12 protein-coding genes are annotated in these 13,490 nt (G+C 70.2%); 10 read left to right on the top strand and 2 right to left on the bottom strand.

The genetic code is table 11. The features are described 5' to 3' along the window. Positions 1–68: 68 nt before the first annotated feature. The 5 genes from ACQPWU_RS32045 (at position 69) to argG (ending at position 5,912) form a co-directional block, all read left to right on the top strand. A complete protein-coding gene (locus ACQPWU_RS32045) occupies positions 69–1,469 on the top strand; it encodes a glycosyltransferase (protein WP_433428224.1) in 1,401 nt (466 codons plus the stop codon). Positions 1,470–1,501: 32 nt separating this feature from the next. Beyond that, positions 1,502–2,722, top strand: coding sequence for a cytochrome P450 (locus ACQPWU_RS32050; protein ID WP_433428227.1), 1,221 nt, complete (start codon positions 1,502–1,504; stop codon positions 2,720–2,722). Positions 2,723–2,747: 25 nt separating this feature from the next. Beyond that, positions 2,748–3,779, top strand: coding sequence for a 3-oxoacyl-ACP synthase III family protein (locus tag ACQPWU_RS32055; protein WP_433428229.1), 1,032 nt, complete (start codon positions 2,748–2,750; stop codon positions 3,777–3,779). A gap of 80 nt (positions 3,780–3,859) precedes the next feature. Then, on the top strand, positions 3,860–4,369 hold the full coding sequence (locus ACQPWU_RS32060) for a CGNR zinc finger domain-containing protein (protein ID WP_433428231.1): 510 nt from the start codon (positions 3,860–3,862) through the stop codon (positions 4,367–4,369). An 82-nt stretch (positions 4,370–4,451) separates the two neighbouring features. Continuing rightward, entirely contained in the window at positions 4,452–5,912 is a 1,461-nt protein-coding gene (gene argG, locus ACQPWU_RS32065) for an argininosuccinate synthase (RefSeq protein WP_433428233.1), read from the top strand. A 63-nt stretch (positions 5,913–5,975) separates the two neighbouring features. Here the strand turns inward: argG and ACQPWU_RS32070 are convergent, their stop codons facing one another. After that, the gene (locus ACQPWU_RS32070) at positions 5,976–6,581 is read right to left on the bottom strand and encodes a hypothetical protein (RefSeq protein WP_433428235.1); all 606 of its coding nucleotides are present in this window, start codon (positions 6,579–6,581) and stop codon (positions 5,976–5,978) included. A 130-nt stretch (positions 6,582–6,711) separates the two neighbouring features. Between ACQPWU_RS32070 and ACQPWU_RS32075 the strand changes: the two genes are divergently transcribed. From ACQPWU_RS32075 to ACQPWU_RS32090, 4 genes are all read left to right on the top strand, one after another. Continuing rightward, a complete protein-coding gene (locus tag ACQPWU_RS32075) occupies positions 6,712–7,239 on the top strand; it encodes an EXLDI protein (RefSeq protein WP_433428238.1) in 528 nt (175 codons plus the stop codon). A 78-nt stretch (positions 7,240–7,317) separates the two neighbouring features. Further along, complete coding sequence (locus ACQPWU_RS32080) at positions 7,318–8,283, top strand: ATP-binding cassette domain-containing protein (protein ID WP_433428240.1); 966 nt, start codon at positions 7,318–7,320, stop codon at positions 8,281–8,283. Continuing rightward, positions 8,280–9,083: an ABC transporter permease gene (locus ACQPWU_RS32085; RefSeq protein ID WP_433428242.1), complete on the top strand. Its 804-nt coding sequence runs from the start codon at positions 8,280–8,282 to the stop codon at positions 9,081–9,083. The genes ACQPWU_RS32080 and ACQPWU_RS32085 overlap by 4 nt, the downstream gene beginning before the upstream one ends. A 17-nt stretch (positions 9,084–9,100) precedes the next feature. Beyond that, the gene (locus ACQPWU_RS32090) at positions 9,101–9,625 is read left to right on the top strand and encodes a DUF1707 SHOCT-like domain-containing protein (RefSeq protein WP_433428245.1); all 525 of its coding nucleotides are present in this window, start codon (positions 9,101–9,103) and stop codon (positions 9,623–9,625) included. A 555-nt stretch (positions 9,626–10,180) separates the two neighbouring features. Here the strand turns inward: ACQPWU_RS32090 and ACQPWU_RS32095 are convergent. Beyond that, a complete protein-coding gene (locus ACQPWU_RS32095; RefSeq protein WP_433428248.1) occupies positions 10,181–11,989 on the bottom strand; it encodes an amino acid transporter in 1,809 nt (602 codons plus the stop codon). Between the two features lie 310 nt (positions 11,990–12,299). On the opposite strand from ACQPWU_RS32095, the gene ACQPWU_RS32100 reads away from it, so the two are divergent. After that, positions 12,300–13,466 (top strand): acyl-CoA dehydrogenase family protein, encoded by a 1,167-nt coding sequence (locus ACQPWU_RS32100; protein ID WP_433428250.1) that lies wholly within the window; start codon positions 12,300–12,302, stop codon positions 13,464–13,466. The last annotated feature ends 24 nt before the right edge of the window (positions 13,467–13,490 follow it).

Below are 13,490 nucleotides of genomic sequence, written 5' to 3' on the forward strand. Positions count from 1 at the left end.
ACGACCGGCCTTCGACCACGTCAGGCGAGCCTGGCGATGACTTTCTGCGGCCTAACCCAGGAATGCGGATGACATCAGATCGAGGACCTATTCTGTTCGCCAGTGCGGCGCACTCCGGCCTGCTCAATCCGATTCTCTCGATCGCCGGAGAACTGTCCCGGCGAAATGTGCCGGACCTGCATTTCGCCTCCGAGGAGGACGCGCGGCGCCTGGTGGACGGGGCGGGCCCGGGCAGCCCGATCTCGTTCCATTCCTATGGCGAGAAGATGGTCACGGTCGACGGCGCTATGTACGGCGCCATGACCCGGGGACCGCGCACCACCGCGGGCACGGTCGCGCTGGCGCGCGTCGTGCGGGACCGGGCGGTGCTGCGGACGTTCTTCCAGCGCACCCTGGAGCAGATCGATCGCGTACGCCCCCGCCTGATGGTGATCGACAACCTGAACGTCGGCGCGATCGACGCGGCCTGCGCGCGCCGGGTGCCGTTCGTGCTGAGCATCGCCTTCCCTGCGAGCGGGGTGTACCTCGGCCGCCTGCCGTGGACGTACCCGACCCCGACCTCCGGCCTGCCGCACCGGCTGAGCGGGACCCAGTGGCTCGTCAACGTCGCGTTCCGGCTCCGGCTCCGGACGGCGATGCTGCGCTGCGCCGACCTCACGCTCGCGCGGGAGCGGCGGGCGTACGGCCTCGCCAACGTCTTCGCCGACCCGGAAGGGCACAGCGCCGACGCGGTCGCGGTGCTCAACTACTCGGTCTTCGGGCTGGAGTATCCGTTCGCCGCTCCCCCGCACCTGCACATGGTGGGCGCCGTGGTCCCGCCGCGGGAGGCATGGGCTGACGGGGCCGGCGAGCTGGGCGACTGGCTGGACCGGCACGAGTCCGTCGTGTACGTGAACATGGGCACCTTGATCAAGCTGTCCGCCGCCCAGCTGCGGGAGTTCGCCGAGGCGTTGCGGCGGATCGGGCCGGGCCACCAGGTGCTGTGGAAGTTGCCCGCCGACCAGCGGGCGCTGCTGCCGGCCGAGCTGCCGGCCAACGTCCGCACGGTCGAGTGGGTCCCGGCGCACTTCGGGGTGCTCACCCACCCGCACGTGCGCGCCGTCGTCTGCCACGGCGGCAACAACATCTTCCACGAGAGCGTCTACTGCGGGCAGCCCATGCTGGTCATGCCGTTCTGGCTGGACTGCTACGACCTGGCCGCCCGCGCCGTGGACGCCGGTGTGGGGCTGGCCCTGGACCGGCCGCCCGGTTTCGACGCGGCCGAGGTGGCCGCCAAGCTGCTCCTGCTGCTGTCGGACGGCTCCTTCCGGCGGCGCAGCCGGCACTGGGGCGATCGGCTCCGGCAGGCCGGTGGCGTCGGACGGGCCGCGGACATCGTCCTGCAAGCGGTGCACCTCACACACGGAAACCGGCTGCCCGCGCTCCAGCCGCGGGACGTCGCGGCATCGAACCAGACGTCCGGCGCATGAGACCACAGACGACGGCAAGGAGGTGATCCGGGATGGACGTGGAGTCCGCCCTGGCCTGGATCATGGGCCCCAACGGGATCGAGGATCCCTATCCGGGGTACCAGGCGCTGCACGAGCACGGCCCGATCGTGCCGGTGACCGACAGCATGTTCATCGTGGTCGGCTATGAGGCGGCCGACCAGATCCTGCGCGACGCCTCCACGTCCGTGGTGAACGAAGAGCGCCTGGACCGCAACTGGCCGGCCTGGCGGACGAACCGGGCCTCGACGCTGCTGACCAAGACGCTGCTGTTCACCGACCCTCCGGATCACACGCGAGTCCGTCCCCTGCTCTCCGGCTGGTTCAGCGCCCGCCGGGTGGCGGGCATGAGCGATCTCATCCGGGAGCGGTCCGAGCGGCTGGCCGACGGCCTCGTCGAACGGTGCGCCGGTGACGGCGTCGTCAACCTGGTGAAGGACTTCGCCCTCCCCCTGCCGGTGCGGATCATGTGCGACATCCTCGGCATCCCCGAGTCGGACTACGGCTGGTTCGAGGACCGGGTCGGGGACATGCTGATCGTGCTGGAGGCGTTCCCGCCGCCGGACGAGGCGGAGCTGGGGCAGCGGTCGACGGAGGAGATCGAGGCCTACATCATCGACCTCATCGCCGCCCGGCGTCGCGCGCCCGCGGACGACCTGACGAGCGCGCTCATCGCCGCTCACGACCGCGACCAGGCCGCTCTCACCGCCGACGAGCTGCTGGTCAACCTCGTGGGGATGCTCGCCGCCGCGCTCGACTCGACCACGTACCTGCTGGCCAACGGGTTGCTGCAGCTGCTCCGCCGCCCGGAGCACGCGACGCGCCTGCGCGACGACGAGGAGTTCGTGCGGCCGTACGTGGAGGAATTGCTGCGCTGGGACGCGCCGGCGCAGTTCACCGTGCGCCGGGCGACCACCACGATGCGGGTCGGAGACACGACGTTGCCGCCGGAGGCCGAGCTCCTGATTCTGCTGGGCGCGGCGAACCGCGACCCCCGGCGCTTCGACTCGCCTCACGACTTCCGGCCCGACCGGCCGGACAACCAGCCGATCTCCTTCAGCGTGGGCCCGCACTTCTGCCTCGGCTCCCCGCTGGCCCGGCTGGAGGCGCAGATCGCCCTCCCTGCGGTCATGCGCCGGCTGCCGGACCTCACACTCGCGGGCGAGCCCACCCGGCTGAACCGCTATGCCATCCGCTGGTACGACTCCCTGCCGGCGACCGTGAAAGCGGCGTGACGCCGGCAGACGAGGGAGGTCTCCTATGAGCGTTCCGCCGTTCGGCGTAGGGATTCGGGCGATCGGCCGCTACGTCCCCGAGCGCGTGGTGACGAACGACGAACTCGCCGCGCGGTTGCCCACCACGAGCGAATGGATCCATGAGCACATCGGCGTCGAGACCCGCCGGATGGCGGCCTCCGGCGAGTGGTCCTCCGATCTGGGGGCGCACGCCCTGGTGGACGCCTGCGCGCAGGCCGGCATCACCCCTGACCAGGTGGACCTGGTGATCTGCGGAACGTTCACGCCGGACCTCATGCTGCCGAGCACGGCCGTGGCGATCATGCGGAAGGCCGGCATGGACGGCGGCGCCGGCTTCGACGTCAACTCCGGGGGGTGCCCTGGAGGGGTGTTCGCGCTCGACGTCGGACGCCGGTACGTGCAGTCCGGCGAGTACGCGCGCGTGGCGGTGGTGCTGACCGACGTCAGCTCGAAGTTGTTCGACCCGGAGGATCGGACGATCGGGGTGATCTTCGGTGACGCCGCGGCCTGCTACCTGCTCGAGCCGGCCGCGGCCGGCCGCGGCATCCGGCGGGTGACCCTGCGCAGCGAACCGGCCGGGTACTGGACGGCGTACGTGGCACGGGAGCCGCGCACCGGCGCGGACGGGAGGCCCAAGTCCTCCGCCTTCGGTGAGAACTTCACCACGATGGAGGGCCGCGAGATCCGCGACTTCGTGCTCGGCACGCTGCCGAAGTTCATCGAGTCGTTCGTGCACGACCAGGGCCTGGGGGTCGCGGACATCGACTTCTTCGCGCTGCATCAGGCGAACCTGCGGCTGGTGCACGGCGTGCTGGACACCCTGGGCGTACCGCTGAGCAGAACCCTCACCAACATCGAGCGGATCGGCAACACCTCGGGCGCCTCGCTCCCGCTGGTGCTGCGCGAGGCGACGGACACGGGCCGGTTGCGGGCCGGGCAGCGCGCCGTGCTGGTCGCGTTCGGCTCGGGCCTCAACTACGGCGCGGCCCTGGTGGAGTGGAACGCGCCCGGCGACTTCGCGCACCACGGTCCCTGACCTGGCCCGCGGTGTCGCCTTCCATCGTGGCGGAAGGCGACACCGGATCAGGCTAGACCTGCTTCAGCATGCCGCCGTCGATGACCAGCTCGGAGCCGCTGATGTCCGGCGCCTTCCCGGAGGCGAGGAACACCTGCGACCTGCGGACCTTCGGCGGGCGCGAGCCCGATGACGAGCTGGCCGGGTGGCTCGGCTCATGCGAGCCGGCAGAGGACGAACTGGCCTTCGCGCTGCGCCGGACGCTCCGGGCCATGGCCCGCGCCAACCGGACGGGCGAGCTGGATCCTGACGTGGCGACGGAGCTCGACCGGGTGAGCGCGGCGCTGCCGCTACGGGCGCGCCCGGGCGGCGACGGCACGCTCGGCGTCGGCGCGGCGGACGACGGGATCGCCGGCACGCTCGCGAACCTGCTGGCCAGTGTCGTCGTCGCGCCTGCCGACGGGTCCTGGGCCAGGATGAAGGAGTGCGCCGCCCCCGACTGCCGCTGGATCTTCTACGACCACGCCAAACCGCGCAACGGTCGCTGGTGCTCCACCGCGGGCTGGGGCAACCGGATGAAAACCCGCGCCCACCGCAACCGCACGGCGTGAACTGATCAACTTGTTGAACGGCTGAGTTCTCCGGCGGGTGGGCGTTGCATGGCCATGCATTGGTGTGTATATACTTCTACTCGTGTCCAAGATGCTCACCTCCCTGCCTGTCGGCGAACGCGTCGGGATCGCCTTCTCCGGCGGCCTCGACACCTCGGTAGCGGTCGCGTGGATGCGCGAGAAGGGTGCGGTCCCGTGCACCTACACCGCTGACATCGGCCAGTACGACGAGCCCGACATCGGCTCGGTGCCCGGTCGTGCCAAGGCGTACGGCGCGGAGGTCGCCCGGCTGGTCGACTGCCGGGCGGCCCTCGTGGAGGAGGGGCTCGCGGCTCTGGCCTGCGGGGCGTTCCACATCCGCTCCGGCGGCCGCACGTACTTCAACACCACCCCGCTCGGCCGGGCCGTCACGGGCACCCTGCTGGTGCGCGCGATGCTCGAGGACGCCGTGCAGATCTGGGGTGACGGCTCCACCTTCAAGGGCAACGACATCGAGCGGTTCTACCGTTACGGCCTGCTCGCCAACCCCTCCCTGCGGATCTACAAGCCGTGGCTGGACGCCGACTTCGTCAGCGAGCTCGGCGGCCGCAAGGAGATGTCCGAGTGGCTGCTCTCCCACGACCTGCCCTATCGGGACAGCACGGAGAAGGCCTACTCCACCGACGCGAACATCTGGGGCGCGACGCACGAGGCCAAGGCGCTCGAGCACCTCGACGCGGGCATCGAGATCGTCGAACCGATCATGGGCGTACGGTTCTGGGACCCCGCCGTGGAGATCGCCACCGAGGACGTCACGATCGCCTTCGAGCAGGGCCGGCCGGTGGCCATCAACGGCAAGGAGTTCCCCTCCGCGGTCGACCTGGTGCTGGAGGCCAACGCCATCGGCGGCCGGCACGGCATGGGCATGTCCGACCAGATCGAGAACCGGGTCATCGAGGCCAAGAGCCGGGGCATCTACGAGGCGCCTGGCATGGCGTTGCTGCACGCGGCGTACGAGCGGCTGGTCAACGCGATCCACAACGAGGACACCCTCGCCAGCTACCACAATGAGGGGCGGCGGCTGGGCAGGCTGATGTACGAGGGCCGCTGGCTGGACCCGCAGGCGCTGATGGTGCGCGAGTCGCTGCAGCGCTGGGTCGGGACGGCCGTCACCGGCGAGGTGACCCTGCGGCTGCGGCGCGGTGAGGACTACTCCATCCTGGACACGTCCGGACCGGCCTTCAGCTACCACCCGGACAAGCTCTCCATGGAGCGCACCGAGGACTCCGCCTTCGGGCCGCTCGACCGCATCGGCCAGCTGACCATGCGCAACCTCGACATCGCCGACTCCCGCGCCAAGCTGGAGCAGTACGCCAGGCTCGGCATCGTCGGCAGCCCGCACCCGACGTTGATCGATGCCGCCCAGGCCGCCTCGACCGGGCTGATCGGCGCGATGCCCGAGGGCGGGGCCGAGGCGATCGCCTCCCGCGGCGAGGTCCCCACAGAGGTTCCCGACGACGACCAGTTGCTCGATCACGCCGCGATGGAGTCCGGCACCGACTGACCGCCGGCCGTGGTGGCGGGTCGTCGCGGCGAACGCCGTCGGACAGCCCGCCACACCCCGCCACTACGAGCGGGGATCAGCCGAACAATCCGGAGATGAGGTCCGTGTCGAGCGGGGGTCGGCTTGATGCGGGCGGCTCGGCGCCCATGTGGTGGCCGACCAGGTAATTCCACAGCCGCCGCGGCATGTGGCGCTCGTAGCCGATGAGAGATGGTCGGCGCCGGGGATGATCAGCCGGCGTCCTTGACGTTGGAGTAGGCGGCGTAGCCGGCCTCCGGCGGCGGCCCGTCGTACATCTCGCCGACGCCAGTGCGAGCCGCAGATGGCGGCGCCGACGGTGTACACCCCGGGAAAGTCGAGCATCGCCCGCACCGTGGCGAATCCGCCGCCCGGCATGCCGCAGACGGCGACCCCGCGGTCGAGGTCCATCCACGGCCGCCTCTCGGCCGGCTGCCGCGTCGCCGCGACGTGGTCCTTTTCACCATCGATCGTCACCTGACGCTCCCGGTCGTCCGCCGGCGAACGGACCCACAGGTCATGCCCACGACGAAAGACCGCACGCGTCTTGTCGGGCGACTTCACCTCCAGGAAGTTTCCGGCCTGCGCCGCCATCCCGCTCTGGAGCTCCGGATCGCCCACCACCTCCCGGGCGTCGAGTGCGCGTCTCATTTCGCACCACGTCCTTTCTTCGCACACGAGGCTCCCCGCCACCGCTGACATCGCGCCGTCACAGAATTCCGCCCGGCCCTTGTCACACCCCCGCCATATACGTAGCCTTATACGCATACGGGAGGATGACATGATGCCGAACAAGACGATCTACGTGTCAGACGAGGATCTCCCACTCTTCCAGCGGGCCCAGGACCTGGCCGGCGGCAAGCTGTCGGCGGCGATCAGCGTGGCGCTGCGGCGGTACGTCGAGATGGAGGAGGGCCGCCAGGAGGGCTACGAAGAGATCATCGTGCAGGTCGGCCACGGCACCGGCCGCAAGCAGCGCTTCTCCGGGGTGCTGCTCGGCGAGTGGGGCCGCACCAGCCGTGGCGGGCGGGTGGAGATGTTCCGGGTGTACCGCTCCAGGAAGGGCAAGTTCGTCCTGCACGTGGACCGCTCGCCCGACTGGGTGAGCGGCTCGGAGTCCGACGACTGGCTGAGCACCTGGCGCGGCTACCTGGGGCTGGGCGAGTCGAACTGGGGCTTCGTGCAGGGTGAGTCCACGCTGGAGGTCGTCGACGCGGTCGAGGACCTGCGCGGCAAGATCCCGGACGAGTTCTACGACCTGCTCGCCGAGATCGCCGAACGGCCCGCCGTGGAGGACCTCGACATCTAACCCCCACCCTGACCGACGCGGCCGGACGCCCGGCCGCCATTCCGTCATGCCCGGAAACCGAACGAAGGAGAGTTCCGCATGTCCCCCGCTATTCATGCCGAGGGCCTGGTCAAAAGGTACGGAGACGTCGTAGCCCTCGACGGGATGGACCTGTCCGTCCCCGAGGGCACGGTACTCGGCCTGCTCGGCCCGAACGGCGCGGGCAAGACCACCACGGTAAGAATCCTGACCACCCTGGTGAAGCCCGACGCCGGACACGCCACGGTCGCCGGATTAGACGTCGTCGCCGACGCCCGCCGGCTGCGCTCCCACATCGGCGCCTCCGGCCAGTACGCCGCCGTCGACGACCACCTCACCGGCGCCGAGAACCTGGAGATGGTCGGCCGCCTCTACCACCTGGGCGTCGCACGCAGCAGACAACGTGCCCGCGAGCTGCTCGAACGCTTCGACCTGACGGACGCGGCCGACCGTCCGGTGCAGGGCTACTCCGGCGGCATGCGGCGCCGTCTCGACCTCGCCGGGGCCCTGGTGGCCGACCCGCCCGTGCTCTTCCTCGACGAGCCCACCACCGGTCTCGACCCCAGGGCCCGCGCGAGCCTGTGGGACGTCATCGCCGAGCTCGTCAAGGGCGGCACCACCGTCCTGCTCACCACCCAGTACCTGGAGGAGGCCGACCGCCTCGCCGACAGGATCGCCGTGGTCGACCACGGCCACGTCATCGCGCTGGGCACCGCCGACGAGCTGAAGGGCCAGGTCGGCGGCGACCGCATCGAGCTCACCATGACCAGCGGCGCGGACCTCGACACCGTACGCCGCATGCTGGCGCCACTCGCCGTGGGCGACGTGCGGACCGACCCCACCGCCCTGCGGGTGACCATCCCGGTCAGCGACGGCGCCGCCTCGCTCACCACCGCTCTCGGCCGTCTGGCCGCCGAACGCATCCGCGTACGCGACGCCGGTCTGCGCCGCCCGACCCTCGACGAGGTGTTCCTCACCCTCACCGGCCATCAGACCACCGAACCCGCCAAGGAGCACACCCCATGACCACCCTGCAGATGGCGTTCGCCGACGGCATGACCATCGCCAAGCGCAACGCCCTGAAGATCAAGCGGGCGCCCGACTTACTGGGCGGCACGGTCATCCTCCCGATCGTGTTCATGCTGCTGTTCGCGTTCGTCTTCGGCAGCATGATCGACCTGCCCGGCATGTCGTACCGGGAGTTCATCGTCCCCGGGATCTTCGTGGAGACCATCGTCATGAGCGCGCAGATCACCGGTTACACCCTCACCCTGGACCTGCAGAAGGGCATTTTCGACCGGTTCCGCACGCTGCCCATGGCGCCCTCGGCGGTGCTCGTCGGCCAGACCCTGAGCGACGTGCTCATGAACCTCACCAGCGTCGTCGTGATGGTCCTGGCCGGGCTGGCCGTCGGCTGGCGCATCCACTCGGCGCCGTACGAGGCCCTGCTGGGCTTCTGCCTGCTGATCCTGTTCTCGTACGCCTTCTCCTGGGTCACCGCCACGGTCGCGCTGGCCCTGCGCAGGCCGGAGGTGTTCAACAACATCGCCACCATCGTGTCGATGCCGTTGGTCTTCCTGTCCAACGCGTTCGTCGACAGCGCCCGCCTGCCCGGGCCGCTCAGGCCCATAGCCGAGTGGAACCCCGTCTCCACCATCACCCAGGCCGCCCGCGAACTGTTCGGCAACACCACCTCTGCCATGGCGCTGCCGCGAGCCTGGCCGCTGCAGCACGCGGTGCCGGCCTCGCTGCTCTGGTCGCTGGTGCTCCTGCTCGTGTTCGTGCCCCTGGCCACCCGGCTGTACAAGCGAGCGCTCAGCCGATGACCACACCGGGGAGTGACATGGAACCACAGGTGCGGGTCGTCGGCGGCGACCGCGACAGGACCGTCCGGAGGCTCCAGGAGGCCTTCGCCGACGGGCGGCTCAGCGCCGCCGAGATGGAGGAGCGGCTCGAACGGGCGCTCACCGCCGCCTCCCACGCCGAGCTGACCTCGGCGATCGCCGGCCTGCCCGAGCTCCCGGACGAGCTGGTCGAGCTGAGGTCCACCGGCGGGCACATCCGGCGAGCAGGCGACTGGCAGGTCCCGCGCCGGCTGAGCATCGAGTCCGAGTACGGCAAGGTGCGGCTCGACCTGTCCCGGGCCGTCGTCGACCATCCGGAGATCGAGATCGACCTGCGGCTCGAATACGGCTCCGCCACGATCGTCCTGCCGCCCGGCGCCACCGCGAACACCGACGGGGTGCGTACCGAATGGGGCAGCGTGACCTGCGAGGCGGCGGGCCGGGCGCGTCCCGGCGCGCTGCACGTCCGCGTCACCGGCACGCTCACCCACGGCCGCCTGCGGATCCGGAACTCGCGCAGGTAGTCATGAGACGCGGAAGCGCATCCGGCCCGCAACCGCGTCGGTGCGCCGCCGCAGCACGTCCCAGGTCAGGACCGCACCACGATCATCACCGCGCCGGCTCCCGGCCCTACCGCGCATGGTCCACCGTCTTCCCCGGCCAGGCGCCCGACTCCAACGGCCCACTCCCGGCCGCCTACTTCCGCGGCGCCCCCGGCGGCAGCGAGTGGCCCGGCCACCGAGCAGATCCCCCGTCCTCCAGCCCGAAGACGTCCTCACCTTCACCGACGGCACGCGGGCCACGTTCGGCGGCTGAACCACCGCCACCGCCGACGGCTTCGACGTGCGCCGGGGCCGCACCACGATCCGCTTCCGCTGGGACACCCCCCTGCAGGCGGCCGTCGCGGCCGGCACCGTGCGCTTCTTCCGCGACGGTGCTCGCCGCTTCCACGCCCCTCCGCGTCCCTCACCAGGGCACGTTCGACCTCACGGTCATCCTGGGCTGACGCGGCCTCCTGGGCTTCGCCGACCGTCCCGCCGTCCAGTACGGCGGGCGGGAGTTTTCCCAAGGACCGGCTGTCAGCCGACGTGGACGTGCGGCCTGCGCTCCGGGTCCGGCTCGGCCTGGCGCAGCACCTCACGGGTCAGCGGCGGGACGTCGCCGCCGCCGAAGACCAGGTAGCGCAGCATGGCCACGACCGGGTTGCCCTCGGTCCAGTGGAAGTAGATGTGCGGCACTCCCCCGGTCCGATCCCGCAGATACAGCAGCAGCGCCGCCAGCGAGTTGGGCACGGCCGAGCTCTCGATGGTCAGGATCTTGTGGCCGTACCGCTCCTCGCCCTTGACGTGCAGCTCGGTCTCGAACTCCGAGGCGTCCGGCACCGACACCTCCACGAACAGCACCGGCTCCGAGCTGCGCAACCGGTGATTGACCCACGTCTCGCGGAGCTTGTCGTTGTACTCCTCCTGGTCCCGCGCGTTCGGCTCGTTGGCGATCACGTGGATGTCCCCGCACGCCTCGTTCACGAACTCCTCGGCCAGCGGATCCAGGTGCACCTCGGTGACGCGCAGCTCGGTCGAGCGGGTGGCGCGGGAGATCAACGAGGTGACGATGATCGCCGCGATGAAGAACGAGGCGATCTTGACGCCGTCCGGACGCTCGATCACGTTGTCCACCAGCGTGTAGCCGAGCACCGCCGAGATCACCGCGAACCCGGCCGTCGCCACCTGCTGACGCTTCTTCCACGCCGACAGAGTCACCGCCACCGCCGCCGACAGCATGAGCACCAGCACGCCGGTGGCGTACGCGCCGCCCTGGGCGTCCACATCGGCGTCGAAGATGATCGTGATACCGAACGCGATCGCCGAGAACACCAGCACCAGCGGCCGGACCGCGCCCGTCCACTCCGGCGCCATGCCGTACCGGGGCAGGTAACGCGGCACCAGATTGATCAGCCCGGCCATCGCCGACGCCCCGGCGAACCACAGGATCGCGATCGTGGAGACGTCGTAGGCGGTGCCGAACCAGTTGCCCAGATATTCGTGCGCCAGGTAGGCCAGCGCCCGGCCGTTCGCCTTGCCACCCTCCTCGAACTCCTGGTGCGGGATCAGCACGGTGGTGACGAAGCTGGAGAAGACCAGGAACACGCTCATGACCAACGCCGCGGTGGTCAGCAAGCGGCGAGTGCCCTTCACCCGTTGCCCGATGTCGCCCCTGACCACCGGCATCACCGCGACGCCCGTCTCGAACCCGGACATGCCCAGGGCCAGCTTCGGCATGACCAGCAGGGACAGCCCGATCATGGTCAGCGGGCTGCTGAAGTCCAGGCTCAGCGCGCGCTGCCAGTCCACCACCACCTGCGGCGCCTCCAGCACGTGCAGGATCGCCGTCGCCACGACGACCGCGTTCAGCCCCAGATACACGAAGACGAGCAGCGTGGCGATGCCGATGGCCTCGGTGAAGCCCATCAGGAACACCCCGCCGAGCAGGGCGAGCAGCACCAGCGTCACGATGACCCGCTGTCCGGCCAGGAAGTCGGGCACGAACGGGTTCTCCAGCAGGTGCGCGGTCGCGTCCGCCGCCGACAACGTCATCGTGATCACGAAGTCGGTCGCCGCGAAACCCAGCAGCGCCAGCACGAACAGCTTTCCCCACCACTGCGGCGCGAGCTTCTCCAGCATCGCGATGGAGCCCTGCCCGTACGGGCTCTCGGCGGCGACCCGCCGATACACCGGCAGGGCCCCCAGCAGCGTCAGCGCCACCAGGAACAGCGTGGCCAGCGGCGACAGCAGCCCGGCCGCCAGCGCCGCGATGCCCGGCTGGTAACCCAGCGTGGAGAAGTAGTCCACGCCGGTCAGGCACATCACCCGCCACCACGGATGCTTCACATGGGGACCGTGCTCGATCTGCCTACGGTCGGTCTGCAAGCCCTCCAACAGCCAGGAACGCACAGTCCCTTCCGTAGCGGCCGGCCGCTTCGCCAGCACCATAACGGGCACACCCCTCCGTAAAGACCGCATCAAGCCGCATCGCACACTATCCACGGCAAAGGGGTAATTCGCCTGGTCAGGGCGTCAAGAAAACGTATGAATCGGAGACTGACCAGTACTGGATCCCGTTACCGGCTCTGGACAACGTGCCGCTCACGTGATCTGACAGAGGAGGAGCGCCGCCGATCACGAACAGGAGCACCTGGACATGAGCGATACGCCGCGACTGCACACCGCCGGCCCGGCCCTGCTGGAGCGAGCCCGCGACCTGCGCCCGCTGATCGAGCGCGAGGCGACCACGGCCGAGGCGCAGGGCAGGCTCACCACCCCCGTCGTGGACGCCCTGCACGAGGCGGGACTTTTCGGCCTATGGGTGCCGGTGCCACTCGGCGGTGCCGAGCTGTCACCCACGGAACTGATCGCCGTCTTCGAGGAGCTCTCGTACGCCGACCCCTCGACGGGCTGGGTGGTCATGGCCACCACGCTCGAGAACGGCACGGCCGGCGCCTACCTGGGCGACGATGCCGTCGAGCGGATCTTCAAGGGCCCGCGGATGCCGCTCATCGCGGGTCAGGGCACCCGGCCGGGCACCGCCGTGCGCGAGAACGGCGGTTTCCGCCTCAGCGGCCAGTGGAGCTTCGCCTCGGGCATGCTGCACGCCCAGTACGTTCACAGCCTGGGCGCCATCGAGGGAACCGACGAGGCCCGGATCTTCATCACCCCGATCGAGGACGCCAAGATGCTCGGCAACTGGGACGTCCTGGGCCTGCGCGCGACGGGCAGCATCGACTACGCCATCGAGGGCGCCTTCGTACCGGAGTCGCAGACGCACGTCTTCACCCAGAACGAGCCGTTGCGCGGCGGCGCGATCTACCGGCTCGGCGTGCTCGACCAGGCGCTGATCTGCCACTCCGGCTGGGCACTCGGGGTCGGCCGCCGGCTGCTCGACGAGCTGGTCCGCTACGCCGTGGCGCGGTCCGGGCGGCCCGGCCAGATCGCCGGCAGTGACGCCTTCCACGCCGACTTCGCCCGCGCCGAGGCGAAGTTCCGCGCGGCGAAGGCCCTGGTGCACGACACGTGGGACGACGCGGAACGCACCCTTGATTCGGGCCGGGCGCTCGACGTACGCCAGGAGACGATGGTGCGGCTCGCGCTCAACCACATCACGTCGACGGTCGCCGAGGTGGCCCGATTCGTCTACGCGTCGGGCGGCACCACGGCGGTGCGCGACGGGCTGATCCAGCGGCTGTTCAGGGACGTCCACACCGGCACCGCGCACATCACCTCGGGCCCGCAGGTCCTTCAGGAGTGCGGCCGCGAACTGGCCGGTCTGGCTCCGGATCAGTCCTGGGTGGTCCTCGCCCTGGAGGGGTGAGGAGCGGCCATGGTTGACACTTCC

Source organism: Nonomuraea sp. CA-141351, assembly GCF_050944675.1.
Taxonomy (GTDB): domain Bacteria; phylum Actinomycetota; class Actinomycetes; order Streptosporangiales; family Streptosporangiaceae; genus Nonomuraea.